This is a genomic window from Anaerococcus obesiensis, from assembly GCF_016599815.1.
GTDB classification, from domain to species: Bacteria; Bacillota; Clostridia; order Tissierellales; family Peptoniphilaceae; genus Anaerococcus; species Anaerococcus vaginalis.
The window spans coordinates 1,500,321-1,526,308 of record NZ_CP067016.1 but is presented as its reverse complement, the minus strand read 5'-3'; the positions used below and the strand labels follow the sequence as shown (position 1 = coordinate 1,526,308).

Below are 25,988 nucleotides of genomic sequence, written 5' to 3'. Positions count from 1 at the left end.
ACCCCTAGGGGTAGGAAAGGAAAAAGAAATACCAGAGCTAGTTTAGTCCTAACTCTGGTATTAGGTCCAACTTTATGGGGTCACCTTAAAATAGTTTTATCTATTTCAAACATCATCTATTAAAAATTATTTTTACTAGCTTATTTAATTTCTTTTAGTAATTGTTTTAAATATGCATACACTCTTTGTACTGATTCTATTTCAACTTTTTCTTCTGGAGAGTGAGCTCCTGTTATGTTTGGTCCTATTGAAATTATATCTAGATTTGGATATTTTTCATAAAATGCTCCGCATTCTAGTCCAGCGTGTATTACTATCGTATCAAATTCTTTTCCTTCAAATTCTTTGTATACTTTTTGAGCTAGTGGTCTAAGTTTTGAATCTTCTTTGTATTCCCATCCTGGATATATTGAATCAATTCTATAATTAATTCCTAAATCTTCTATAACTGTCCTGATTTTTTTGGATAATTCTTCTAGTGCATCATTATCTGAAGATCTTAAAGAAATTTCACTTTTAATAAATCCGTCTTCTTCTTTTATTAGGGCTAAATTATCTGAGGATTCTACTGTTTCTCCATCTTTCATCATAGTATTTGTTCCACAAGCTACATTTGCTATCATTTTTATTATTTTTTCTGATAATTCTTTTGAATAACTTTTTCCGCTTGCTTCGTTAATTTCTATTTTTAATTCGCCTTTTACATCTTTAAATTTATCTAGAGTATTTTTCTTAGCTTCTTCTAATTCTTCTAATTTTGCTCCATAAACTTTCACGCTTCCTGATGATGGAATTATATTATCAAGACTTCCACTTGTAAATTCTCCTATTGTTATATCTGAATTTAAATTATCTAAAATGGATGCAAATACTTTTAGAGCATTTCCTCTATTGTCATTTATATCCATTCCTGAATGTCCACCTAGTAAGCCTGAAACTTTTATTTCATAACCATCTTTTTGTTCTTCTTGTCCAATTTTTTCTTCTACAAAAATTGTAATTCCTCCAGCAGAACCAACTGTTAAGACTCCTTCTTCTTCTGAGTCTATATTTATTAAATATTCTCCTTCAAGTACATCATCTGCCAAGTTCAAAGCTCCTGCCATTGAAGTTTCTTCTTCTGTAGTAACTAATAATTCAATTTGTGGTCCAACATAATTTTCATCTTCAAGCAAAGCTAATCCCATAGCAACAGCAATTCCATTGTCTGCTCCTAAAGTTGTATCTTTTGCAGTTAAATATTTTCCATCAATTACTGGAATTATTGAATCTTTTAGGAAATCATGGTTTGAATCTTCTGTTTTTGATGCAACCATATCCATGTGACCTTGCAAAATTACTTTTGGTGCATTTTCATATCCTTTAGATGCTTTTCTTTTCAAAATTACATTTAAACTTTCGTCTTGATATGTTTCAAGATTTAATTCTTTTCCTGTTTTTACTAAAAAATCAGAAACTTTTTTTTCGTGAAAGCTTGGTCTTGGAATTTCCATTAATTTTGAAAAATAATAAAAAACTCTTTCTGGTTGTAATTTTTCCATTATTTACTCTCCTTAGCATTTAACTCTACAATATTTTTTAGAACTTCGAGTGATTTTTCCATTATATCTACTGATAAAATTTCATATCTACCGTGGAAATTGTATCCACCTGTAAAAAGGTTAGGTGTTGGAAGTCCTTTGTATGAAAGACTTGCTCCATCTGTTCCACCTCTTACAGGTTTTACAATTGGATCCATGCCTGCTTTTTTGATTGATTCTTTTGCAAGCTCAACAATTTCTATACATGGCTCGATTTTTTCTTTCATATTGTAATAAGAATCTTCTATTTTTAAATCTATTATATCATCATATTTTTTATTTAGGAAATTTACTATTTCTTCTAATAATTTTTTCTTTTCGTTAAATGAGTCTGTGAAAAAATCTCTTATCAAATAAACAATATCAACTTCAGCAGATGTTCCATAAATTTCATCTAGCATAAAAAATCCTTCATATCCTTCTGAATATTCTGGTCTTTCATTTACTGGAAGCATTGAATTTAATTCTTGGCCTACTAGAAGAGCGTTTATCAAAACATTTTTTGCAGCTCCTGGATGAACTGATTTTCCTTCGATATGAATTTTTGCTGTTGCAGCATTAAAGTTTTCATATTCTAATTCTGCAACAGGTCCCCCATCAATTGTATAGGCAAAGTCAGCTCCAAATTTTTCTACATCAAATAGATCTGCTCCCCTACCAATTTCTTCATCTGGTGTAAATCCTATTTTTATATCTCCGAATTTTAAATCTCTATTTTCCATGAAATATTTTGCTATTTCCATAATTATAGCAATTCCAGCCTTGTCATCTGCTCCAAGCAAGGTTGTTCCATCGGTTGTAACTAATTTATGTCCTACTAATTCTTTTAAAAATGGATATTCTTCTTCACTTAATTTATATTTTTCGTTTAAAACAATATCTCCACCCTTGTATGAATCAATAATTTGAGGATTAACATTTTTACCTGTTAATTCTAAAGCTGTATCCATGTGAGAAATGAAACCAATTGTAGGAACATTTTTTACTGTTCCCTCAATTGATGCATAAACATATCCATTTTCATCTACATGAGCATTTTCAATTCCAATTTCTTTTAAATCCTCAACGATAACTTTTGCAAGTTTCATTTGTCCTGGTGTTGATGGACATGATTCGTTTTTGTCATCACTTTGAGTATCAAATTTAACATATTTCAAAAATTTGTCTAGCATAGATTCTCCATTTCTAAATTACAGTTTGTATTCCTAACATAACTATAGCTAATACTAACAATATTCCCATTAATGGTGCAATAAATTTAATCCATTTATTATATGAAACATCTACCATCTCGAGAGTTGCCAAAATTAATCCTGTTGGAGCTATTATTGCCATCCAACCTTGTCCAAAATTATATGCTGATACTACAACATCTCTTCCAAGAGAAACTGTATCTGCAAGTGGAGCAATAATTGGCATTGACAAAGTAGCAAGTCCTGATGATGAAGGAATAAAAATTCCCAAGAATGAGAATAAAATCATTTGTACTGATGAGAATAATACTCCATTTATTCCGCTAATAATATTTGATGCTCCATAAAGCATTGTATCTGAAATCATTCCGTCATCTAAAATTATATTAATTCCCCTAGCTACTCCTATGATTAAGGCAACTGATACTAGATCTGCTGCTCCATCTAAGAATGATCCAACTGCATCTTGTTCTTCTAAACCTGATAGAATAATCAATAAAATTCCAACTACCAAGAACAAGGTTGACATTTCTTCAAACCACCATTCTAAATTCATAACACCATAAATCATTATAGGAAATGCTAGCATAAATACAACAAGCATTGCAATTCTTCTAAAATTAAATGGTGCTACATTATCTGGATCATAATCTTTTAGATATTGATCTTTAATTCTAGGCATATCTTCTTCAATTATAGAATTTGATGGGTCTTTTTTAACTTTTTTAGAATATCTATAGATATACCAAAGAGAAATAGCTTGAGCTAAAACTAAGCTTATAATTCTTACACCCATTCCTTCTTTAAAGGAAATTCCTGCAGCATTTGATGCAACTACAACTGAGAAAGCATTTGTTGTTGAAAACATTGTTCCTATTGATGAGCCCATATAAATTGCAGCAATTGTTACCATAGCATCAAATCCTGATGCTAAAAATATTGGCATTAAAATAGGATAAAAGGCAATTGTTTCTTCTGCCATTCCAAAAGTTGTTCCACCAAGAGCAACAATACTTGATAAAATTGCAACCATCAAAAATTCTTTTCCCTTTGTTAGTTTTGACAAAGCAGCAATTCCCGCATCAAAAGTACCTGTCTTATTTAAAACTCCAATACAACCACCAAGTAGCAATACAAAAACAATAATTCCTATAGAATCAGCTACACCATCTATTGGTGCTCTAGCTACCTTTAGAAAACCTTGTGGTTGTTGATCAAGCTTATGGTAAGATCCTGGTATAGCTACAGGCTTTTTAATATCTTCCTTGACAAAACTTTTTAATGGAACAGTTATTTTTAACTTATCCAAAACATCTTGAGTTGCTGGAAGTTTTTCTTCCTCTCCATCAACTCCACTTCTTATGAATACATTTTCTTCCTTATTATACTCTAACCTATCATAAGAACCTGCTGGTACTAGGTAAGTTAAAATAGAAGCTAATACTAAAACTATAAATAGTACAGTAAAAGCTGAAGGAAACTTAAATTTCTTTTTCTTTTTTTCACTCATAATTATACCTCCAATTCAAACCATACAGGTTTTAACTAAGATTGTCAATAATATTGTAATGTTGAGCAATCAATCTAAAAGATTGAATCATATTTGTGATTTAATTGCTATAATTATATTTTTTCACTTAATTTTATCTAACTATCATATTTATTTATAGTAATCAATAAATATTAAAGCATTTATTTGTTTTTAGATAAATCTTTTTTATAAATATAATAATTTTATATATCTTTATTCATTTTTTCATATTTGATTATTTCTCCAATCAAATAAAGAGATCCACACCACAAAACCAAATCATTTTCTTTAGCTATTTGTTTTGAATATTCGTAAGCATTTTTTATATTATCTATTGCCTTAATATTTGTAAATTTTTCTCCAACAATTTTTTCCAATTTACCTAAATCAAATGCTCTTGGATTATCAACTTTTGTTATAACAATTTCATCTGCTATTGATGACAAATTTTCTATAATATAATCATAATCCTTATCTTTTAAAACAGAAAAACCTACTATAAGCCTATTATATTTGAATAATTTTAATGATTTAATTAAAGCATCTATTGATTCTTTATTGTGACTTCCATCTATTAAAACTTTTGGATTTTTAGAAATAAGTTCCATCCTTCCCGAATTTTTGCTTTCAAATATCCCCTCTTTAATAATATTCTCATCCAAGAAAAATTCCTCTTTAAAATAATCCAAAAAATTTATAGCATTGCAAGCATTATAAATTTGAACCTTTCCTATTAAAGAAGTTTTTATATTTTTATAATTTCTAAAATCAAATTCATTGTAGTTATAATTTTGAGTTTTTATTTTTATCTCATCAAAATCAAATTTATAAATCCTAGAATTTTTTTCATTCGCTTCTTTTAAAATGACATCAAGGGCTTCTTGAACTTGAGGATAAATAAATACAGGAACATTTTCTTTAATAATTCCCGCCTTATTCCAAGCAATTTCTTCAATAGTATCACCCAAAATATTTGTATGGTCCATTGATATTGTTGTAATAATAGTAGCAAGAGGTTTTTGTACAATATTTGTAGAATCCAATCTTCCTCCCAAACCTGTTTCAACAACACATACATCAACTTTTTTATCATAAAAATACTTATACATAAGAGCTGTCATAACCTCAAAATATGTATTTTTTAATCCTCTTACATCCAATTTTTCACATATAGGTCTAATTAAGTTTATATAAGAAAAAAAATCTTCATCACTAATTGCTTTTCCATTTATTTGTACTTCTTCATTTATTTCAATCATATAAGGAGAAGTAAATAATCCACACTTAGAAGTTTTTGCTAGGGTATTTGCAATATAATTTGCAGTAGAACCCTTTCCATTTGTTCCTGCTATATGAATAACCTTTATTTTATCTTGAGGATTTCCAAGCTCATTTAGTAAAGCCTTTATATCCGATAAATCTCTCCTTTTGCCAGCAGAATTTCCTCTTCCATAAATCCAATCCAAATAATAATCTTTATCTTTAATCATTTCTACCTCTTTCTTAACACAAATATTATATTATAATAAAAAATAAAGTAAAATAATAATGGACACTCTTATTTTAAAGGAAAGAAAATGAAAAGAAACTACACACTAGATAAGTACAGAGGCTTTACAATAATATCTATGGTATTATTTCATCTTTGTTATGATATAAACCTATACACAAGGCTTGACTGGTACAATAATATTTATATAAATAAAATTTGGCAATTATCCATAGCCATATCATTTTTCATAATTTCAGGAATCAGCTCAAATTTTCTTGATTGGAAAATGAATTTAAAACGTGGAATAATAATTTCAATCTTAGGAATTTTAATTACTTTAATAACATATTTTTTTGTACCCGACCAATTAATAATTTTTGGGGTACTAAACGGTCTTGGTCTATCAATGATAATAATATCTTTTTTACAAAAAAATATAAAAATAAACAAAAACCTACTAATTATTTTTATTATCTTGTTTGCCATAACTTATAGCCTACCTAGCGGAAAATTTTTAAGTAAAAATATAGAGCTTTCTTTATATAATAAAAATTTATTTATTCTAGGATTTCCATCAAATAGCTTTCATTCAACGGATTATTTCCCAATTATTCCGTGGTTTTTTGCTTATATGAGCGGTTATATCATAGGAAAAATTTTAATAGAAAAAAATTTTTATAATCATTACGGCAAAAATTCTTTTCTTGCAAAAATCGGTCAAAATTCCCTAAAAATTTACCTCTCCCACCAGATAATAATATATGCCCTTGTTTATTTTGTTTTTGAAATAATTAAATAACAAAAGAAGGCGATAAATAAAAAATAATTTATCGCCTTCTTTTATTTTTTACAATTAGGACAAATTCCTCTAATTGTTATATCTACACTATTTATTTTATAGCCTTCTAATTCTTCTAATTTTAGATTGTCGATATCAACATTTAAATCCAGAATATTTCCACATTTTTCACAAATAAAATGAGAATGATTTTTTTGATAAAAATCATATCTTTTTCTTGATTGATTAAAATCTAATTCACTTACTATATTATTTTCAACAAATAAATTTAAAGTATTATAAACCGTTGCCTGAGATATAATAGGATCGTAAGATTTTAAATTTTTATAAATATCATCAGCAGTTGGATGATTTCTATTATTCACAAGAAAATCTAGTATCATTAGCCTTTGATGACTAACTCTAATCCCATGTTTTTTTAGTATATGTTTTTCAATCTCAAATTTTTTATTTTGATCGACATTTTCAAGAGAATCAATAATTTCTTTCATATTCTCCTCTTTCCAAAATTAAAATCCTTCATTTTTAATATACATTATAAACTAATAAGTGTCAATCTTCGCAAAGAAAAAAGGCTCAATTGAGCCTTTTTATAAATAGAAACTATGCTAATTCTACTTCTGCACCAGCTTCTTCTAATTTTGATTTTAATTCTTCAGCTTCGTCTTTAGCTACGCCTTCTTTAACTGGTTTTGGAGCTCCATCAACTAATGCTTTAGCATCTTTTAATCCAAGACCTGTAACTTCTTTAACTACTTTGATTACGTTAATTTTTGAAGCACCTGCTGATTTTAATACAACATCAAATTCTGATTTTTCTGCTGCACCTGCTTCAGCTGCTCCTGCTGCAGCTACTGGAGCTGCTGCTACTGTAGCTTGAGCTGTTACATCAAATTCTTCTTCTAATGCTTTTACTAATTCTGATAGTTCTAATACTGTAAGTTCTTTAATTTCTTCTAATAAGTTTGTTACTTTTTCTGACATTTTTAATCCTCCGATATTTTAATTTAAATTGTTATTATATTAAGCTGCTTCGTTTTCTTTTTTTTCTCTAACTGCATCAAGTGCATAAACAAGTTTTGCATTGATTTGTGATAAATCACCAGCAAGTTTTCTAATTGGTGCTTGTAATGTATTAACAAGCATTGAAGCAAGTTCTTGTTGTCCTGGTAATTTTGCAATTGCTAACATTTCGTCTGGAGTTTGATAGTTTCCATCAACTACACCAGATTTAATTATAAGCTTATCTTTGTTTGCATCGTCTTTAACGATGTATTTTCTTGCTACTTTTGGTCCATCAACCATTTCTTCATTTGAAAAAATTAGTGCGTTAGAACCTTTTAGCTCTTCTGTAAATTGGTCAAATCCTAGTTGTTGGAATGCAAATCTCATCATAGTATTTTTGTATACTTTGTATTCAGTATTTGCATCTCTAAAATTGTTACGTAAATCAGTAATTTCTTTTACATCCATTTTATCAAATTCTACAAGAGTAACTGATTTAGCATTTTCAATTTTTTTAACTATTTCATTAACAATTACTTGTTTTTGTTGTATAGCTTTTTCAGACATATTTCACCTCCTATGGCTTTTGGTAGGTATATAAAAATCCCCACAATTAGGCATAATTATTATGCCTACATCGGTGGGGATGTAGATTCTTATTCCCACCTATACGGAATAATTAAACTATTAAGTCTCCGTAGTCTTTGGTAGCCTATTTATTTGACTATGATAGTATATCACTTGATATATATGTTGTCAAATATTTTTTTATTTTTCAACCAAGTCCATTGCTCTTGCTGGAGATAATTTTACTCCAGGACCCATTGTTGAAGCAATAGTAATTGATTTTAAATATTTTCCTTTTGCTGAAGCTGGTTTTGCTTTAACAATAGCAGTGATTAAAGCTTTTAAGTTGTCTGATAATTTTTCTTTACCAAATGAAACTTTTCCAGTTGGTACGTGAACTAGATTGTTTTTATCTGTTCTATATTCTACTTTACCTGCTTTTACTTCTTTAATTGCGTTTGCAATATCATTTGTTACAGTTCCTGATTTAGGGTTTGGCATTAATCCTTGAGGTCCTAAAACTCTACCAAGTCTACCTACTTGTCCCATCATGTCAGGGCTTGTTACTATTACATCAAAATCCAACCAGTTTTCTTTTTGGATTTTATCTGTATATTCTTCACTACCTGCATAGTCTGCACCTGCATTTAAAGCTTCTTCAACTTTATCATCTTTTACAATTGCAAGTACTTTAACATCTCTACCAGTTCCGTGTGGAAGTACAACAGTACCTCTTACTTGTTGGTCAGCATGTCTTGAATCTACACCTAATCTTACGTGTAATTCTACAGTTTCGTCAAAGTTTGCTTTTGCAGTTTTTTCAACTATATCTAATGCTTCTGATAATTCATATTCTTTTTGAGTATCAAAAGATTTTTTTGATTCTATATATTTTTTACCTTTTTTAGCCATGTTGCCTCCTTGTGGTATAACGAGTTTCCTCTTCCACTTATTCCTCTACAGTAATTCCCATGCTTCTGCATGTGCCTTTTATCATGCTCATTGCAGCTTCTAGGCTTGCAGCATTTAAATCTTGCATCTTAGTTTCAGCTATTTCTTTTACTTGTTCAAGTTTTATTGAACCAACTTTATTTTTGTTTGGTTCTCCACTTGCTTTTTCAAGTCCTATAGCTTTTTTGATTAATACTGGTGCTGGTGGTGTTTTGGTGATAAAATCAAATGATCTATCCTTATAAATTGTCATTTCAACCGGTATTATCATTCCAGCTTGGTCAGCTGTTTTAGCATTAAATGCTTGCACGAATTCCATGATGTTGATTCCGTGTGGTCCTAGTGCTGTACCTACTGGAGGTGCTGGTGTAGCTTTTCCTGCTGGTACTTGTAATTTAACTTTTGCTTGTACTTCTTTTTCTTTTGCTGGCATATTAAATCCTCCTTTGTGGTTTTTGGCGGGTTATCCCCTCCCACTTACATTACGTAAGCCAGTTTAAATTGTCTCAATATCCTCGAAACTTAAATCAATAATTGTATCTCTTCCAAACATATCAATTAAAGCTTTAATTATTTGTTTGTCTGTATCAACTTCTTTTACTTCAGCTACTAAATCTTTAAATGGTCCTTGGATAATATTTATATTATCTCCTACATTTATATTAATATTTAGTACAGGCTTATCTTCTTTAATACCAAATTTTCTTACCTCTCTTTTTGTTAATGGAACAGGTTTAGAATCTGGTCCTACAAAGCCTGTGACGCCTTGAGTATTTCTAATTATATACCAAGATCTGTTAGTAATATTCATCTTTACCATTACATAACCTGGGAATAATTTTCTTGTTTTAAGTTTCTTTGATTCATTTTTTACTTCAACATACTCTTCTTCTGGCACTGTTACATCGATGATATCAGGATTTTGTTCGTTGTCTATCATCATTTGGATCTTATCTTTGACCCTATTTTCGTAGCCAGTATATGTGTGAACTACATACCATTTTGGTTGTTTTTCTGAATCTTTAGAATCAATTTCTTCTTTAGTATTGTTTGGTTCATTTGAATTATTGTTATTAGATAAATCAGTCATATCTTACCTACATCAAAAATCCAAGCATGTTTCCAAAGACTATATCTAATAACCAAATGAGAAGTCCTGTAATCACACTGACAATAATAACAAGTAATGAGTAATTTAAAGTTTCATTTTTTGTTGGCCATGTGATTTTTTTGAATTCTCTACTTACAGATTTAAAAAATCCATCTTTTTTCTTAGCCATTTTAAAACTCCTTACTATTTTGTTTCTTTATGAACAGTGTGTTTTTTACAGAAAGGACAATACTTTTTAAGCTCAAGTCTTTCTTGAGTGTTCTTTTTGTTTTTTGTAGTATCGTAATTTCTATTTTTGCAAACTGTGCATTCTAGTTTTACTTTATCTGCCATTAAAACACCTCCTAATTTATATGGATAGTCCCATACAAACACATATATTACCATCAAATTACAATATTGTCAATATTTTTTATTGACTTTTTTCTAGGCTTTCATAAAGTTTTTTTCTTTTATTTATTAAAAAATCTCTAAGATCATCTAAGTCGTGATTAGAAAAACATGAATCGCTATAATCAAGAAGTATTTCTTCTATATCTAAAAGCTCATATACTCCTTCGTCATAAATTTTCCCCAAATAATTTTTATTTTTATCATAAAATATTTTTGGCGGATAGCCTTCTAATTTTCTTGTGTCCATGCTTATATAAGATTTTTTTGAATATATTTTATTTCCTACTACAAGTACAGCTTCTTTTATATTTATCTCTCTACCTGTAAGATAATCTTTCATTAATTAAAGTCCGCTTTTTTCTATTGCTTCTACTATATTGTTTACTTTTTTATCAGCGATTTCCTCTGTTTCTGCTTCTGCCATTACCCTAATCAATGGTTCTGTTCCGCTTTCTCTAACTAAAATTCTTCCTGTATCTTTTAGACTTTCACTTTCTTTTTCTATAATATTTTTTATAGATTCATCATTTAATACAGCTTTTTTATCATTTACTCTTACATTTTTTAAAACTTGTGGATAAATTTTTAAATCTCTTCTCAATTCTGATAGGCTTGTTTTGTTGTCTATCATAGCTTCCATTAATCTAAGTGAAGTTAAAATTCCATCTCCTGTGTTTGCATATTTTGAAAAAATAATATGACCTGATTGTTCTCCACCAAGTTCATATCCATTTTCGCTCATTTCTATGTGGACATATTTATCTCCAACTTTTGTCTTGCTATAATTTATTCCAATTTTGTCTAGTGCTTTGTACAAGCCTATATTTGACATTATTGTTGTTACAATTGTATTTGATTCTAAATATCCTTCTTCTTTCATGTGTTTTCCACAAATATAAAGAATAGCATCTCCGTCAACAACTTCACCATTTTCATCGACTGCTATACACCTATCAGCATCTCCATCATAAGCAAATCCACAATCAAGTTTATTTTCTTTTACATATTTTTGTAAAACTTCAATGTGTGTTGAACCACAATCCACATTTATATTAAAGCCATCAGGATTATTATTTATTACGTAGGTTTCTGCTCCTAGAGCATCATAAACACTTTTTACTATTGATGATGCAGCTCCATTTGCACAATCTAGTCCTACTTTTTTGCCTTTAAAAGATTTTGATACAGTTTGAATTAAAAATGCTGTGTACCTATTTCTTCCACCAACAAAATCATGAGTTCTTCCTATCTCTTCTCCAATTTTTAAATCAATATCTTTAATATCCGCATCAATATAATCTTCTAATTTTTGCAAAAATTCATCATCCATTTTTTCTCCATCAGAATTTATAATTTTTATTCCGTTATCATGATATGGATTGTGGCTTGCTGTTATCATTACACCACAATCAAAATCTTCACTTCTAACTACATAAGATACTGAAGGAGTTGTTGTTACATGAAGAAGATATGCATCAGAGCCTGATGAAGTTATCCCTGCTGATAAGGCATCTTCAAACATATATGATGATCTTCTCGTGTCTTTGCCTATTACAATTTTTCCGTTTCCATTTTTTTCTTTATTAAAATAATATCCTAAAAATCTTCCAATTTTAATTGCATGATAAAGGGTAAGATCTTGGTTAGCTTCTCCCCTAAATCCGTCTGTTCCAAAATATTTCATTCTAACCTCCTAATTTACTAATATAATTATAGATTAGTAAGTTCATTGATTCAAGTTCTTGTTATATAAAATTGCATTTTTACTTTATTTATAATAATTCTTCTAATATTTCTATTGTTGTTTTTATTGATTTTGTACAGACACTTTCAAATAAACCTTTTTCTTCAGCCAATTTCATATTATCATCTTCTAAAATCTCCATAGATAATAACTCTTTGCAATTTTTAGCTTTCATTTTTCCATCAAATAATTCGTTTAATTTTTTGATTTTCTTTAAAAGTTTCATTCTATCATCAAAGTCTGTTGATCCATATTTCAATCCAAGAATCATATATGCTGCAGATAGTGCTCCACAAGTCTTGCTTTCATATATTCCCATCTCAAAAGGAGTTGCAAGTTTCATAGCAGTTTTTTTATCTATTCCATAGTCCTCTGCAAAATAGCAAAAAACGACTTGGCTACAATTATATCCTTTTTCCATCATTTCATTTATCTTTTCATAGTCCATAATATTTTTCCTACTTTCTATAATTTTTAAATTTAAATTTCAAAATATTTTTTCCATAATTTGATGATGCACTTTCATTCACACCTAAAATTTCAGATAAAATATTTTTAACATTATTTAGTTTATATTGATTAGTAAAAATTCCAGAGCAAGATGAACAATAGGTATAAATATTGTCTTCATTTTTTTCTTTCATATAATTAGATATGTCTTTTACTAAATCTTTTTCACAGTCTATAGCTCCTCCTCCAAGACCGCAGCAGTTTATTTTTTATAGGGATTTTTATAATCTTTTATGTAGTACTTTATATCTTGAAATATTTCTTTATTATATCTATCACTACAAGGAAAGAATATATTAACTTCTCCTTTGATTTTTTGACCTATATTATTTTCTTTTAAAAATTTATATATACTGATAACTTCTATATCTATCTTATCTTTCAAAAAATGATAGCAATTTGGACAACAACAAATAAGCCTTCCTACATTTTTAATTTTACATAATTTTTTTATCTGACTTATTTTTGCATATCCTCCTTTTTCATAAACTGGTTTTTTACAGCAATCTACACTATAATCAATTCCTTTTTCTTTGCAAATATCTATTAACTTTTTCGAAGTTTCAGGAAAAAAACCTGGATAATTACATCCCAAATAGAGCAAATCTTTTGATTTTTTTTTACTATTGTTTGAAAATTTATAATTATTTTTAATAAATTTTGTTTTTAAAACTCCTCTAGGTTTTTTCTTTCTCATTTCTAAAGCAAGATCTCTTCCCGATAGGTTTTTTGGGCAAACAGACTCACACTTATTACACATAAAGCAAGAATATCTTAAATCTTTTCTATCTACAAATTCTAAAAGATTTATATTATATTTTTCTAAGAAGCTACAATTATTTTTACAAATATCACATCTAATGCATTCATCTTTTATTTTACTTACAATATTTTTTTGATCTCCCAAAACTTCTCCTATTCTTTTTGCTCATAAACATTATATATATCATCTATAATTTTATTTACATATCCTTTTTTTCTAGCTTTTCTATAAGTTTTTTGCAATTTATGCATCATCCTATTAGTTTTCAAAATTCCATTTTTCATATATCTTCTAGATGATGTTGTTATGGGTGTATTTAGTCGTTTTATTGGAATATCATTTTCTTTTAACATAATTGAAAACTCATAATCTTCCATTAATGGAATTGGCTTATATCCTCCTAGTTTTTTAAATAATGATTTTTTTATAAATATTCCTTGATCTCCAAATGCAATTTTTCTTATGTCAACTCTTAAATTAGATCCTATTTCAATCATTTGTAAAAGTAAATTTTTCTTATCAAATTTTAGCTTAAAACATCCAACAGCATCTAAATCACTTTCTTCAATTTTTTTTATACTCAAAGGATCTACAATAGAATCTGCATGCAAAAACCAAAGAATATCTCCTTGTGCATATTTTACAGCTTTATTCATTTGGTTTGACCTGTATTTTGCTTGTCTAATTTTTTTATATTTGATTAAGTCATAAGTCCTATCAGTTGAAAATCCATCAGAAAAAATAATTTCAAAATCACCCTCTAATTTACTTAAATTATTTTGAAATTTTTTTATATTTTCTTCTTCATTATATGTAGGGACTATTATTGTTACCATCAATTCTCCTTGTTTACACTATCTTTTAAAAATAATTTTGAAATTATAGCAGAAATTATTACTAAAATAAATAAAAATAATAAACTAACAAAAAATTCTTTACTTCCAATCTTTAATACATTTTCTCCAATATTTATAAACACTATAATTCCTGGTAAAACTCCTATAATTGTAGTCAGGATATAAGGGATAAATTTTATTTCAGTTATACCTGATATATAGTTTACTAGATTATAGCTAAAAATTGGACTTAGCCTTATTATAAATAAAACTAAGGATAAAACTTTTTGATTTTTGCTAAAAAGTGCATTTTTTATTTTTTCACTTACATGATTCTCTACAAAAGAATTTACAAAATCTTTAAATAAAAATCTACCAAGAAAATACATTATTGTTGTATTTACAATAACAGCCATAAAAGTATAAATTGAACCTTTTGTTAATCCAAATAAACTTCCACCAGCTACAACTATTACCGGAACAGGGAAAAAGAAAATTGGTAAAATTATAAAGGTTAAAATATATATTATAGCTGCCCATTTGTTATTTATAAGCACCCATTTTTTTATATGTTGTATACTAATATTTCTAACCAAAAAATAACTTACCAATCCTATTATGATAATTAGAAAAATCTTTATATATTCTATTTTTTTCTCATTTATATTTAATTTATTTTTCAATTTTTTTGCTCTTTTGTTTTTCTTGATAAATTTTCTTTCCTACATAGGCTATAAGAGAAAAAGCAAACAGACCTAAAAGTCCATACATCAACGCTTGAGCTCCTCCTGTAAGTTGACCTCCAAAATAAGAATAAATTATTGTTGCAGGTAATTGACCTATTCCTGTCGCAATAAAAAATGACCAAAAATTCATTGATGTCAATCCTGCGGCATAACTTACTGGATCAAAGGGAACAAAAGGAAGTAATCTGCATATTAATATTGCCTGTTTTCCAAATCTATCAAAAAATTCTTCCGCTGATTGCAAAGCTCCATTTGTAGCAATTTTTTTAACTACATCTCTTCCTAAAATTCTTGCAATAAAAAAACATAACAAAGCTCCTGCCATTGCTGAAGACCAAGAAAGAATAGCTCCTTTCCACCATCCCCAAATCATAGAATTTGCAAGAGTTATAAAAAATGCTGGTATAGGGGCAATTATAGCTTGTAAAATCATCAATAAAAATGATATTATAACAGCTAAACTTCCAAAACTTCTTATATAACTTGCGATTTCATTTATGTCTAATTTTCTTAAAACATTAAAAGCATAATTTATTTCACTATTTATTTGTGGTACAAAAAAATAAACTAATACGCATAATAAAACTATAGAAATGAGTATAATTCTATTTTTGTTTTCATTACTTATTTTTTTTGCTTTTTTCATTTAAACTCCTCATATAATTTACTTAACATTTCTAAATATTCTCGGCTTAAAAATTTGTTTATTTTTTCTATAGTATCTTCATTTTTTATTTTTCTTTCTTTATTATATTCAACTTTTGCCATAGAACACCAAGTCACTCCTCTTAGAGAATTAAACATTAGATATTTGAAGAATTTATACATATCCACTTTTCTATACTTTTTATATATGTTCAAAAAATCCAACATATCTTTTTTTTCTAAGATTACATCCGTTTTCCAATTTGTTGTAGTTGGAACTAAAAAATGGGCTAAGTCTTGCTCGCATTCTCCGATTATTGGTTTTTCCCAATCTATGACCTTAGAATTTTCTCCAATAATAAAATTTCTATTATTTAACTCAGTATTAATAATACAAGGATTTTCAATTTTTTTATTTAATCCTGAGCGTTTAGCAATCAACATAAATTTATCTATATATTTTTCTATATCTTTGTTTTTATTTTCCCAGCCTTTATAATAAGAATACATCTGTTCAAATTCTTCATACATATTTTTGAAAGGTTTATCAGCAAAAATCAATTTTGAATCTTCAATTTTTGTACTATGAATTTTTGAAAGCATATATGCTGCTATTTCTAAATCTTTATTATAATCTAAAGCTCTTCCTTCTATAAATTCCATAGTCAAAAATCCAAATGGCAAATATTTACCTTTATCATAAAGTTCGTATGCTTTTGGTGTGACTGTACTTTTTTCAAGCTCTTTTAGAGCATTATATTCGTATTTTATTTGTTCTTTTCCTAAACCAAGCTGAGATTGTAAATTAATTCTAATAACCTTATTTTTATATTTATAGTTAATATTATATTCTCCAGCTCCTAATAACTCTATATCCTTGCTTGAAAACTCTGCCTTTAATAAATCTGTAAAATCATCTATATCATAAATTTCATCAAGCAGTTTGTAAGTTTTATTCATTTCTTTTATTTTTTTTATTGTCTCTTCCAAAACATTTGACTTAGAATAAACAATATTAGAAAAAATATCTAAAGATTCTTTCATACCTACAAGCCCATAACCTCCATCATCTGAAGGAGAAATTACAATATCATAATAATCTAATTGTTCAAAAGCTCTATTTATTTCTTTTTCACTTAAATTAATCAAATCAGAACCTATAAGAATAACTTTATCAGAAAGAATTAGCTGTTTATCTATTGCATTTTTCATTCTAGCTCCAAGGTCATCTCCTTGTTGATGAATTTTTTCTCCACTTAAAAAATCTATATCGTTTTTTGAACCATCATAATAAATTACATAATCCTTATTGGTTTTTTTTATTTTCTTATAATTTTCATTTATTAAATCTATTGTTAGTTGTAATCTTTGATTTTCATCAAGATAATTTTTAAGTCTTGATTTGCCAAATCCAAGTCTTGGAGCTTTTGTAAAAAAAATAATTTTGTCCATAGAAATTCCTTTCAAAAAAACTTTAAGAATAAAAGTCTTTATTTAACTTTTATTCTTAAAGTTTTTAATAGGTCTTATTTAATTAATTCATATCCATCATATTCTTTTGTTCCATCCCATGCATTATAAACTTCATGGCCTTCTTTTGATAATTTGTCTGCAACTGTCCAAGATTTATTTCCACTATAACAATATGTTAAAAATGGTTTTTCTTTAGGCAAATCTTTAATATCTTCATCAATTGTATCTACAGATGTATGAATTGCATCTTTCATGTGTCCATCATTATAATCTTTTTCATCTCTTGCATCTATAATTGTATAATTTCCAGATGCAGCTTTTTCTTTAAATTCTTCTGGAAGAATTGTAGCAACTTTTGTCATTGTTGTATATTCAAAATCTTTTACGCCTTGAGCATTCCAAACATTTTTAAATCCTGCTTCAACAAGTTTTTTTGCCATCTCTGAACTTTTTTTGCCTGTATTACAAATTGTTACTACGTTTTTATCTTTGTAATCACTTATTTCAGAGATTTTTTTGTCAGCATCATCAAGAGGAATATTTATAGCATGTTTTACATGACCTTCCTTATATTCTTCCTCACTTCTTACATCAATTACAAGATAATCCTCTTTTTTCTTATTATCTTCCTCAATTTTATCTAGCTGTTCGCCTTTCATTTCTTGATATTCGCTAATTTGTGTGCTAGCCTCATTTGATTTTACTTCTGTAGAAGTACTATCAACTGCATTATTTTGAGAACAACCAGTTAATAAAGCTAAACTAGTAAATATACTTACTAACAATAAATTTGATTTTTTCATAAAACTCTCCTTATTAAAATTTATTTTTTAAATAAAATATAATATTTAAACATAGTTATCATTGTATGATATACAAATATATTGTCAATTTATCCCCTATTTTGTTTACTTACAAAAATGTTAGAATATAATCTATAATATGATTAAATTAGATTACATACCAAAAACAAATTTATATATGAAGCACGTAGAGAAATCTTATTCTTTTGGGATTGATTCAATACTACTTGCAAATTTTTCAAAAATGAAAAAAAATAAAATCTTAATTGATATTGGCTCTGGCAGTGGAATTTTATCTCTTTTTTGTTCTTCTTATTACAATTTAAGTAAAGTTTTTTCTATCGAAATTCAAAAAGAAAAAGCTAATCTTTTAAAAGAAAATATAAAATTAAATGGAATTAATAATATTGAAGTTATAAACGATGACTTAAATAAGGTAAATTTTCCTAATAATTTTTGTGATTATATTATTACAAATCCTCCTTATTATAAAAAGGGAGCTAATATAAAGAATGAAAAGAAAGAATTTTTATTGTCTAGGCAAGAAATTAAAATGAATCTTTCTGATATTTTTAGATTTTCTAATAAGTGCCTAAAAGATAAGGGAAAATTATTTATGATTCACAAACCCGAAAGGCTTGTTGATATTATAAAAGAAAGTGGAAACTTAAAATTGAAAAGAATAAAATTTGTTCAATCTAAGGCATTTGAAAAACCTGTTTTTATTTTAATGGAGTTTGTAAAAAATGCAAATGATGGATTAAAATTTGAAAATCCCCTTATAATATATGATGAAAATAATAATTATACAAAGGAGGTCAAAGAAATAAATGGATTATAGTATATATTTTGTCCCAACTCCCATAGGAAATTTAGACGATATGACATTGAGAGCTATCAATGTTTTAAAAAATGTTGATATAATTGCTTGCGAAGATACAAGAGAAAGTAAAAAACTTTTAAATTATTTTGAAATAAATAAAAAACTAACTTCATATCATAAATTTAATGAAAAGCAAAAATCACAGGAAATTATTAAAAACGCCCAAGAAGGTACAAGTTATGCAATTATAACTGACCAAGGAATGCCAGGAATTTCTGATCCAGGTCATATTCTAATTAAAGAATGCATTAAAAATAATATTTCTTACACAGTTTTGCCAGGTCCATCATCAATTCTTACAGGCTTAATTGCAAGTGGCTTCGATAATGATAGGTTTGCTTTTTATGGTTTTATTCCCAAAAAAAATTCTGATAAGAAAAAATTATATGAAGAGCTAAAAATTGAAAATAAAACATCAATTTTATTTGATACTCCTCACAACTTAGAAAATACAATCAATGATTTTAAAATAGAATTTCCTAATAGAAAATTGGCGATTACCCGCGAATTAAGCAAAAAATTCGAACAATATCAAATTTTTGATATAAAAAATATAAACACAGATGAGCTTACTTTAAAAGGAGAATTTGTTCTTATTTTGGAAAAAAATAATGAAAATGAATCTTTAGATATTTCATCATACAAAGAACAAATTTTACAAATGAAAAAAAATGGCGAATCAACTAAGGATATTGTAAAATCCTTGAGAAAATCCACCACTTTTTCAAAAAATGATATTTATGAATTTGTAATCAGCTTAGATTAATTTTCTAATTTATTTACTGGATATTCTTTTAAATATTCAACTATTTTCTCCAAACTTTGTCCTGCTGATGCTTCAACAGCAATTTGAACACTTGTTTCAACAATTGGTGTTCCAGCAAGATAAACTTTGGATTTTTTTTCATCATCCAACATATCAATTGCCATTTGACAATTCATCATAGAAGAACCCAAATCAAAAAATATAACCAAACCATCATTTGTAGCATATTCATTTATGATTTGATTAATTTCATCAAAATTTGAGCCAATATTTCCATCCTTATCTCCGCCGCTTACCAAAATATTTACATTTGGAGCCATTTGAATGAGAATTTCTCTTAAACCTTCAGCCAATTTTTTGCTGTGGCTTGCTATCAATATATTAATCATTCAAATCTCCCACTATGCTTTTTATACACAAATATGAAGAATATGCGCCTGGATCAATATGTCCAATTGACCTATCCCCAAGATAGGCAGCTCTTCCTTTTCTAGCCTTAATTTCTTTTGTTTTTTCCATTTTTTCTTGTGCAATTTTAAGAATTTCATCAAAGCTTGAATCATTTTTTAAAGCCTCTGCTACAGGATATAAAACATCAACCATAGTTTTATCTCCAACTTGAGCCTTGCCTCTCATTATTACTCCATCAACTCCGTCAGAAAAAGCTTTTGAAAATGAATTTTTATCCAATTCAATATCTCCATCAAAAACTTGAGCAAATTTCATAAAAAATGTTCCATATAATGGCCCACTAGCTCCTCCAACATTAGAAATCAAAGTCATAGCAATCTTATTAAAAAGTGTTTTTAAATCTTTGTAATCATCATTCATGGCATCTTTCACTTTATTAAAACCTTTTGCCATATTAAAACCATGATCACCATCGCCAATTGCCCTATCAAGATCTGTCAAATATTCTTCATTTTCAATAATTATATTTGATAAAGCTATTACCTTTGACTTAACTTTTTCTATATCCATATTAACCCCTAACTATATCTACATTTTCTTCAAGCAATTTTAAAATTTCTTCATCAACTTTAAAAAGCGTTAATGAAAATCCAGCCATATCCATGCTTGTCATAAAATTACCCAAGAAAGTTTTTTTGATATTTATATTTCTTTCTTTCAAATAATCACTTGCAAAATTATTTACAATAAACAATTCCATTTCAGTAGTTTGACCCATGCCATTAACCATTAAAACAAAATCTCCATCTAGATTTTCATAATCGCCAAGAATATGATCCAAAAGCTCCTTAGAAATTTCGTCAGCTGTTTTAATTTTTTCTTGTTTTACACCAGGCTCTCCATGAATTCCTACGCCAATTTCCATATCATCTTCAGACAAATCAAAACTTTCTTTTCCAGAAATAGGATTTATGCAAGCCTTAGTAGCCATGCCCATTGATTTAATATTTTTTACAATTTTTTCAGCCATAGCTTTCATTTCTTCCAAACTTTTTCCACTTCTTGCCATAGCTCCCAAAACCTTATGAACAAAAATTGTTCCAGCGATTCCTCTTCTACCTGTTGTGTATGTGGAATCTTCAACTGCCACATCATCATTTACGATAATATAATCAACATTAATTCCTTCCATCTCTGCCATATCTTTTGCCATTTCAAAATTCATGACATCTCCAGTATAATTTTTAATTACCATAAATACACCTTCGCCAGAATCCGCAAGTTTTATAGCTTCTAAAACTTGATCTGGAGTTGGAGAAGTAAAAATTTCTCCGCAAATTGCACAATCAAGCATTCCATCTCCGACATATCCAGCATGAGCAGGCTCATGTCCACTTCCACCACCAGAAATTAAACCAACTTTTCCTTTAATGGGAAGATCTTTTCTGTAAACTATTTTTAACTCTTCATTAATTTTTACCTTGTCCTCATTAGCCTTTTGAAGACCATTTAGCATTTGACTTATGATTTTATCCTTGTCATTAATTATTTTTTTCATACAAACCACCTTTCTTAATAAAAATATACCCAAATAAAAAATTTTTATGGTTATTATTTCTCAATACTAGGAAGTGCTTATGGAAAATTTAATTTACTTAATTTAAAAAATCCATTCAAAATCTAATCTTTAAATCCTAAAAATCAAGTCAATTTAAATTTTTCGATTTATTTAGAAGTCTGATATTAAAATTATGACATTGATTGAAATTTAAATTTTAAATTTAGTGTGGAAATTCATCTATACTATGAAAAAAATTTTCTTATTTAATTTATTTCAAAATTAATTATCCTGCTTGTAAAATTATAATATTTGATTTTTCAAATTGCTATTTTTAAATTTACAAAGTAGAGTTTTTCGGATAAATTTTTTTTATTTAACGTTTTGCTTGTCATTTATTCCCATATATTTTTAATTTGAAAATTTTTCTTTAGTTAAAATTTTTTTACTTTGAAAAGTATTTAATTTTCAATATTTTTTTATTTTATTTAAAAAAATTCTTAAAAAAATGCTTGACAATATTTTTACAAGTATGTATTATTATCTTAGATATTGATATAGGTTATCAGTATCAAAGAAAAATTTAAAATTTTTAAGGAGAAATTTATGAAAAAAATTGCTATTGTTTATTGGTCAGGTACTGGTAACACAGAAGCTATGGCTAATGAAATTGCAGAAGAACTTAAAAAAAATGATGTAGAAATTGAATTATTAGATCCAAATTCTTTTACAAAGGACTCAATTGATTCTTTTGATGGATTTGCATTTGGTTGTCCTGCTATGGGAAGTGAAGAATTGGAAGAAACTGAATTTGAACCTATGTTTGAAAGTATTGAAAAAGAACTTTCTAACAAACCTGTTTTAATTTTTGGATCTTACCAATGGGCTGATGGCGAATGGATGGAAATTTGGCAAGATAGATGCAAGGAAGATGGAATAAATCTTGTAAGAGATGGTCTAATTGCTTATGATAGTCCAGATGATGAAGCTTTAAGCGAATGTAGAAAGGCGGCATTAGATTTATCTAAAGCCATAGGTTAATTTTATGAACGAAGAATTGTTAATTGATTACGCATCACAAACTTTAGCGAATCAAAAACTTGCTAATTTATTTACTTTTAAAAATTCTGAAAATATTGATATAGAAAAGATGGTTTTTGAGTGGAATGAAATACTTAATGAAAAAAATATGTACGTGGAAATACTTAATAACAATAAATCTTCCGCCCAAATTTATGCATACAGACCTCACAAGCTAAAATACGTATTAAATGAAACAAAAACAAAAACTCTCCTAAGTAAATTGGGTTATAATACCAATGACTTAAATCAATGCATAAACCATCTAAAATTCAGATTTAAAAAAGAAAATTTCCCACATGAAATTGGTATTTTTTTAGGCTATCCTTTTGAAGATGTTATGGGATTTATTGAGAATAAGGGAAATAAATTTCTAATAAATGGATATTGGAAAGTCTATGCCAATGAAGATAAAAAAATAAAAATCTTTAATAACTACAATAAAATTAAAAAATCTTATAAAATCTTATTTAACCGTTACAAAAACATAAGCCAACTTTGTGTAAATTAACAATTCTTTAAAATTATATTAACCTACTAAAAAGGGATTGTTGTAAAAAGATTACAAATCTTAAAATATTTAGAACAACTCAAAGGAAATTTTTCTAGATTAGCTAGGAAAATTTCCTAAAAGAGTTTTCTAAAATTAAAAGATTATCTATCAGAATGTAGACAAAGTATACAAATCCTCATGCTAAGAATATCATACGTAAAAAATTGATTTGATTTCAAATTTTAAAATTCGTCAAAAATCGCACTGTTTGAGCGTTAGCGAGTTTGCGATTTTAGAATTTTGAAATTTAGAAATCAACAATTTTTGGAGTCAGATATTCGTGCTTGAGGGTTTGTCTACGCTCTGATCTATTTTTACAACAATCCCTTTATTTTTAATAAATCACTGATTCTTTCAATTTTATAATCTGATAGGTCTCCCTCACTTTCTTTACCATAGCCGTATTTTGCAAAAATGGATATATTATTATTTAGAAAACCAGCTTTTATATCGGATAGCCTATCTCCCACCATTATAAAATTATTAATTTTATTTATTCTTATTATTTCTGCTTTTGATTTGTAATTGTAATCTTCTCCTACTAAATATTTACTAAAATATAAATCAAGATCATAGATTTTTCTTGCATTTTCTATATATTTTTTTGTACAAGAAGATAAAATTATAAGTTCGTGTTTTTCTTTTAGGAAATTTAATACTTTTTCTGTTTTTTCATATAAACTACCAAAATCTTTCATATTTTCTATCATAAAATCCCCTGTTATTTTTATTAATTTTTCTTTATCGTAGGAATCGTCTAGAAAATCATCCCAAATTTTTCTTGGTGGATCTCCAAGATATGATTTTGGATCAAGATTTGGTTTTTTTATTTTATATTTTTTTAAAGTATCATAAAATGCTTTTTCATAAATTTCGTCACTTTTATGGATAGTTCCATCAAAGTCAAAAATTATTTTCATATAAGATCCATTAGATTTGCCATTTCTATTGCAGAAATTGCTGCATCACTTCCTTTATTTCCAGCTTTTGTTCCTGCTCTTTGAACAGCTTGTTCTATTGTATCTGTTGTAACAACTCCAAAAATAATTGGCTTTCCGCTTTCAAGTGATACATTTGCAATTCCTTTTGAAACTTCTGAGCAAACATAATCATAATGAGAAGTATCTCCTCTTATAACTGCTCCCAAACAAATTACAGCATCATAATCTTTGTGAGCTAATTTTTTTGCAGCAAGAGGGATTTCAAAAGCTCCAGGAACTCTTACAAGTTCTATTTCTTCATCTTTTACTTCATGTCTTTTTAATGTATCAAGACAGCCTTCTACAAGCCTATCTGTTATAAAATGATTAAATCTTGCAACAACAATTGCATATTTTTTACCATTTGAAACTAAATTTGCACTATATTCTTTCATTTATCTCTCCTTAAATTCTCTTAAATCGTGACCCATTCTGTCAGCTTTTGTTTTTAAATAAATTCTATCTATATGATTTGAATGAATTTCTATTGGAACTCTTTTATTAACTTTAATATTATATTTTTCCACTTGTTCGATTTTATCAGGATTATTTGTGAGCAAGTCAATTGATTTCACTCCCAATTCTTTCAACATAAGACAAGCTATTTTATAATTTCTCAAGTCTGGTGCAAAGCCAAGTTTTATATTTGCATCTACTGTATCATAACCTTCTTCTTGAAGATGATAAGCTTTTATTTTATTAAATAAACCAATTCCTCTTCCTTCTTGTCTTAAATATAAAATAATTCCTTCTCCTTTTTCATCAATCATCTCCATTGCCTTGTGAAGTTGATTTCCACAATCACACCTGTTTGATGAAAACACATCCCCAGTCAAACATTCAGAGTGAATTCTAGTTAAAATATTTTCTCCATCAATCTTGCCTTTGATTAAAGCTAAGTGTTCTTTTTTTTCAACTTTGTCATAAAAACTTATGGCTTTAAATTTTCCGTGATCTGTTGGTAGATTGATAATATTTGTTTTTTCCAAAAAATTTTCTTCATTTTTTGAAAAATCCAAATTGTTTTCTTTTATATATTTTTTTATCTCAGCAACACTTGTCATTTTCATTCCAAGTTTTTGAGCAAGCTCTACTACTGCTTTTCCTCTTAGCATGTGACCATCATCAGCCATAATTTCACAGCATAAACCAATTTCTTTTAAATTTGCAATTTTCATCAAATCAATTGTAGCTTCTGTGTGGCCTTCTCTTACCAAAACTCCTCTATCTTTTGCAATAAGTGGAAAAACATGGCCAGGTCTTCTAAAATCACTTGCTTTTGTATTATTATCTGCAAGTGCCCTTATAGTTTGTGCTCTTTCAAATGCTGAAATTCCTGTTTCTGTATCAACATGGTCAATTGAAACTGTAAAGGCTGTTTCGTGATTGTCAGTATTATTTTTAACCATCATTTCTAGGTCAAATTGTCTAGCAATATTTTTACCAATCGGTGTGCAAATCAAACCTCTTGCATATTTTGCCATAATATTAATCATCTCGCCTGTAACTTTTTCTCCAGCACAGATCATATCGGCTTCATTTTCCCTATTTTCATCATCAGTTACTATAATTATTTCGTTATTTTGTAATGCTTTTATTATCTCTTCCATATTTT

The 25,988-nt window shown here is 27.8% G+C and carries 33 protein-coding genes; 5 read left to right on the top strand and 28 right to left on the bottom strand.

Going from position 1 to position 25,988, the window contains the following annotated elements:
• Positions 1-140 precede the first annotated feature (140 nt).
• The 4 genes from pepD to I6H46_RS07695 all read right to left on the bottom strand — a co-directional run bounded on the left by pepD (position 141) and on the right by I6H46_RS07695 (position 5,794).
• Positions 141-1,541, bottom strand: coding sequence for a beta-Ala-His dipeptidase (gene pepD / locus I6H46_RS07710; protein WP_019117740.1), 1,401 nt, complete (start codon positions 1,539-1,541; stop codon positions 141-143).
• Positions 1,541-2,752: a peptidase T gene (gene pepT, locus I6H46_RS07705; RefSeq protein WP_019117741.1), complete on the bottom strand. Its 1,212-nt coding sequence runs from the start codon at positions 2,750-2,752 to the stop codon at positions 1,541-1,543. The genes pepD and pepT overlap by 1 nt, the downstream gene beginning before the upstream one ends.
• Positions 2,753-2,765: 13 nt before the next feature.
• A complete protein-coding gene (locus tag I6H46_RS07700) occupies positions 2,766-4,283 on the bottom strand; it encodes a YfcC family protein (protein WP_019117742.1) in 1,518 nt (505 codons plus the stop codon).
• Positions 4,284-4,507: 224 nt separating this feature from the next.
• A complete protein-coding gene (locus tag I6H46_RS07695) occupies positions 4,508-5,794 on the bottom strand; it encodes a bifunctional folylpolyglutamate synthase/dihydrofolate synthase (protein WP_019117743.1) in 1,287 nt (428 codons plus the stop codon).
• A gap of 87 nt (positions 5,795-5,881) precedes the next feature.
• Between I6H46_RS07695 and I6H46_RS07690 the strand changes: the two genes are divergently transcribed.
• Positions 5,882-6,595, top strand: coding sequence for a heparan-alpha-glucosaminide N-acetyltransferase domain-containing protein (locus I6H46_RS07690; protein WP_019117744.1), 714 nt, complete (start codon positions 5,882-5,884; stop codon positions 6,593-6,595).
• A gap of 41 nt (positions 6,596-6,636) precedes the next feature.
• Here I6H46_RS07690 and I6H46_RS07685 read toward each other — a convergent pair whose 3' ends face one another.
• The 18 genes from I6H46_RS07685 to I6H46_RS07605 all read right to left on the bottom strand — a co-directional run bounded on the left by I6H46_RS07685 (position 6,637) and on the right by I6H46_RS07605 (position 18,142).
• Positions 6,637-7,086 carry a Fur family transcriptional regulator gene (locus I6H46_RS07685; RefSeq protein ID WP_019117745.1) on the bottom strand — a complete coding sequence of 150 codons (450 nt, stop codon included), beginning with the start codon at positions 7,084-7,086 and terminating at the stop codon, positions 6,637-6,639.
• 112 nt (positions 7,087-7,198) lie between these two features.
• Entirely contained in the window at positions 7,199-7,579 is a 381-nt protein-coding gene (rplL, locus tag I6H46_RS07680) for a 50S ribosomal protein L7/L12 (RefSeq protein WP_019117746.1), read from the bottom strand.
• A gap of 39 nt (positions 7,580-7,618) precedes the next feature.
• On the bottom strand, positions 7,619-8,167 hold the full coding sequence (gene rplJ, locus I6H46_RS07675; protein WP_019117747.1) for a 50S ribosomal protein L10: 549 nt from the start codon (positions 8,165-8,167) through the stop codon (positions 7,619-7,621).
• A gap of 201 nt (positions 8,168-8,368) precedes the next feature.
• The gene (gene rplA / locus I6H46_RS07670) at positions 8,369-9,079 is read right to left on the bottom strand and encodes a 50S ribosomal protein L1 (protein WP_019117748.1); all 711 of its coding nucleotides are present in this window, start codon (positions 9,077-9,079) and stop codon (positions 8,369-8,371) included.
• A 37-nt stretch (positions 9,080-9,116) separates the two neighbouring features.
• Positions 9,117-9,551 (bottom strand): 50S ribosomal protein L11, encoded by a 435-nt coding sequence (rplK, locus tag I6H46_RS07665; protein WP_004838714.1) that lies wholly within the window; start codon positions 9,549-9,551, stop codon positions 9,117-9,119.
• Positions 9,552-9,614: 63 nt separating this feature from the next.
• Positions 9,615-10,208 (bottom strand): transcription termination/antitermination protein NusG, encoded by a 594-nt coding sequence (gene nusG, locus I6H46_RS07660; protein ID WP_019117749.1) that lies wholly within the window; start codon positions 10,206-10,208, stop codon positions 9,615-9,617.
• Positions 10,209-10,215: 7 nt separating this feature from the next.
• On the bottom strand, positions 10,216-10,398 hold the full coding sequence (gene secE / locus I6H46_RS07655; RefSeq protein ID WP_004838712.1) for a preprotein translocase subunit SecE: 183 nt from the start codon (positions 10,396-10,398) through the stop codon (positions 10,216-10,218).
• Positions 10,399-10,412: 14 nt separating this feature from the next.
• Complete coding sequence (gene rpmG, locus I6H46_RS07650) at positions 10,413-10,562, bottom strand: 50S ribosomal protein L33 (protein ID WP_004816546.1); 150 nt, start codon at positions 10,560-10,562, stop codon at positions 10,413-10,415.
• A 79-nt stretch (positions 10,563-10,641) separates the two neighbouring features.
• The gene (locus tag I6H46_RS07645; protein ID WP_019117750.1) at positions 10,642-10,962 is read right to left on the bottom strand and encodes a hypothetical protein; all 321 of its coding nucleotides are present in this window, start codon (positions 10,960-10,962) and stop codon (positions 10,642-10,644) included.
• A 3-nt stretch (positions 10,963-10,965) separates the two neighbouring features.
• The gene (glmM, locus tag I6H46_RS07640; RefSeq protein WP_019117751.1) at positions 10,966-12,306 is read right to left on the bottom strand and encodes a phosphoglucosamine mutase; all 1,341 of its coding nucleotides are present in this window, start codon (positions 12,304-12,306) and stop codon (positions 10,966-10,968) included.
• Positions 12,307-12,394: 88 nt separating this feature from the next.
• The gene (locus tag I6H46_RS07635) at positions 12,395-12,814 is read right to left on the bottom strand and encodes a C-GCAxxG-C-C family protein (RefSeq protein ID WP_019117752.1); all 420 of its coding nucleotides are present in this window, start codon (positions 12,812-12,814) and stop codon (positions 12,395-12,397) included.
• Positions 12,815-12,824: 10 nt separating this feature from the next.
• The gene (locus I6H46_RS10130; RefSeq protein WP_234287345.1) at positions 12,825-13,010 is read right to left on the bottom strand and encodes a hypothetical protein; all 186 of its coding nucleotides are present in this window, start codon (positions 13,008-13,010) and stop codon (positions 12,825-12,827) included.
• Between the two features lie 68 nt (positions 13,011-13,078).
• Complete coding sequence (locus tag I6H46_RS07630) at positions 13,079-13,783, bottom strand: (Fe-S)-binding protein (RefSeq protein WP_234287344.1); 705 nt, start codon at positions 13,781-13,783, stop codon at positions 13,079-13,081.
• A gap of 8 nt (positions 13,784-13,791) precedes the next feature.
• Positions 13,792-14,475 (bottom strand): TIGR04283 family arsenosugar biosynthesis glycosyltransferase, encoded by a 684-nt coding sequence (locus tag I6H46_RS07625; RefSeq protein ID WP_019117754.1) that lies wholly within the window; start codon positions 14,473-14,475, stop codon positions 13,792-13,794.
• Positions 14,475-15,032, bottom strand: coding sequence for a TVP38/TMEM64 family protein (locus I6H46_RS07620; RefSeq protein WP_234287343.1), 558 nt, complete (start codon positions 15,030-15,032; stop codon positions 14,475-14,477). Before I6H46_RS07620 ends, I6H46_RS07625 begins: the two co-directional genes overlap by 1 nt.
• Before the next feature lie 115 nt (positions 15,033-15,147).
• Positions 15,148-15,867 (bottom strand): TVP38/TMEM64 family protein, encoded by a 720-nt coding sequence (locus I6H46_RS07615; RefSeq protein ID WP_019117756.1) that lies wholly within the window; start codon positions 15,865-15,867, stop codon positions 15,148-15,150.
• On the bottom strand, positions 15,864-17,318 hold the full coding sequence (locus tag I6H46_RS07610) for a TIGR04282 family arsenosugar biosynthesis glycosyltransferase (RefSeq protein WP_019117757.1): 1,455 nt from the start codon (positions 17,316-17,318) through the stop codon (positions 15,864-15,866). The genes I6H46_RS07615 and I6H46_RS07610 overlap by 4 nt, the downstream gene beginning before the upstream one ends.
• Positions 17,319-17,392: 74 nt before the next feature.
• Positions 17,393-18,142 (bottom strand): rhodanese-like domain-containing protein, encoded by a 750-nt coding sequence (locus I6H46_RS07605; protein ID WP_019117758.1) that lies wholly within the window; start codon positions 18,140-18,142, stop codon positions 17,393-17,395.
• A 139-nt stretch (positions 18,143-18,281) separates the two neighbouring features.
• Here I6H46_RS07605 and I6H46_RS07600 point away from each other — a divergent pair, with 139 nt between their 5' ends.
• Positions 18,282-18,983, top strand: coding sequence for a tRNA1(Val) (adenine(37)-N6)-methyltransferase (locus I6H46_RS07600; RefSeq protein WP_019117759.1), 702 nt, complete (start codon positions 18,282-18,284; stop codon positions 18,981-18,983).
• Positions 18,973-19,791 carry a 16S rRNA (cytidine(1402)-2'-O)-methyltransferase gene (rsmI, locus tag I6H46_RS07595; RefSeq protein ID WP_019117760.1) on the top strand — a complete coding sequence of 273 codons (819 nt, stop codon included), beginning with the start codon at positions 18,973-18,975 and terminating at the stop codon, positions 19,789-19,791. The genes I6H46_RS07600 and rsmI overlap by 11 nt, the downstream gene beginning before the upstream one ends.
• On the opposite strand, the gene dhaM is transcribed toward rsmI, so the two are convergent.
• Genes dhaM through dhaK form a run of 3 tightly spaced genes read right to left on the bottom strand, consistent with a single transcriptional unit; the run spans position 19,788 to position 21,760 of the window.
• Entirely contained in the window at positions 19,788-20,180 is a 393-nt protein-coding gene (gene dhaM, locus I6H46_RS07590; protein ID WP_019117761.1) for a dihydroxyacetone kinase phosphoryl donor subunit DhaM, read from the bottom strand. The two genes, rsmI and dhaM, sit on opposite strands and share 4 nt — an antisense overlap.
• Positions 20,173-20,772 (bottom strand): dihydroxyacetone kinase subunit DhaL, encoded by a 600-nt coding sequence (gene dhaL / locus I6H46_RS07585; RefSeq protein ID WP_019117762.1) that lies wholly within the window; start codon positions 20,770-20,772, stop codon positions 20,173-20,175. Before dhaL ends, dhaM begins: the two co-directional genes overlap by 8 nt.
• A gap of 1 nt (position 20,773) precedes the next feature.
• Complete coding sequence (dhaK, locus tag I6H46_RS07580) at positions 20,774-21,760, bottom strand: dihydroxyacetone kinase subunit DhaK (RefSeq protein ID WP_019117763.1); 987 nt, start codon at positions 21,758-21,760, stop codon at positions 20,774-20,776.
• A 606-nt stretch (positions 21,761-22,366) separates the two neighbouring features.
• Between dhaK and I6H46_RS07575 the strand changes: the two genes are divergently transcribed.
• Positions 22,367-22,801: a flavodoxin gene (locus I6H46_RS07575; RefSeq protein ID WP_019117764.1), complete on the top strand. Its 435-nt coding sequence runs from the start codon at positions 22,367-22,369 to the stop codon at positions 22,799-22,801.
• A 4-nt stretch (positions 22,802-22,805) separates the two neighbouring features.
• Positions 22,806-23,351: a DUF3793 family protein gene (locus I6H46_RS07570; protein WP_004838694.1), complete on the top strand. Its 546-nt coding sequence runs from the start codon at positions 22,806-22,808 to the stop codon at positions 23,349-23,351.
• A gap of 356 nt (positions 23,352-23,707) precedes the next feature.
• Here the strand turns inward: I6H46_RS07570 and I6H46_RS07565 are convergent, their stop codons facing one another.
• From I6H46_RS07565 to I6H46_RS07555, 3 genes are read right to left on the bottom strand one after another with little or no spacing between them, the layout of a single operon-like run.
• Entirely contained in the window at positions 23,708-24,313 is a 606-nt protein-coding gene (locus I6H46_RS07565; RefSeq protein ID WP_019117765.1) for an HAD family hydrolase, read from the bottom strand.
• The gene (gene ribH, locus I6H46_RS07560; RefSeq protein WP_004838691.1) at positions 24,310-24,768 is read right to left on the bottom strand and encodes a 6,7-dimethyl-8-ribityllumazine synthase; all 459 of its coding nucleotides are present in this window, start codon (positions 24,766-24,768) and stop codon (positions 24,310-24,312) included. Before ribH ends, I6H46_RS07565 begins: the two co-directional genes overlap by 4 nt.
• Positions 24,769-25,983, bottom strand: coding sequence for a bifunctional 3,4-dihydroxy-2-butanone-4-phosphate synthase/GTP cyclohydrolase II (locus tag I6H46_RS07555; RefSeq protein WP_019117766.1), 1,215 nt, complete (start codon positions 25,981-25,983; stop codon positions 24,769-24,771). It abuts the gene before it with no gap.
• Positions 25,984-25,988: the final 5 nt, after the last annotated feature.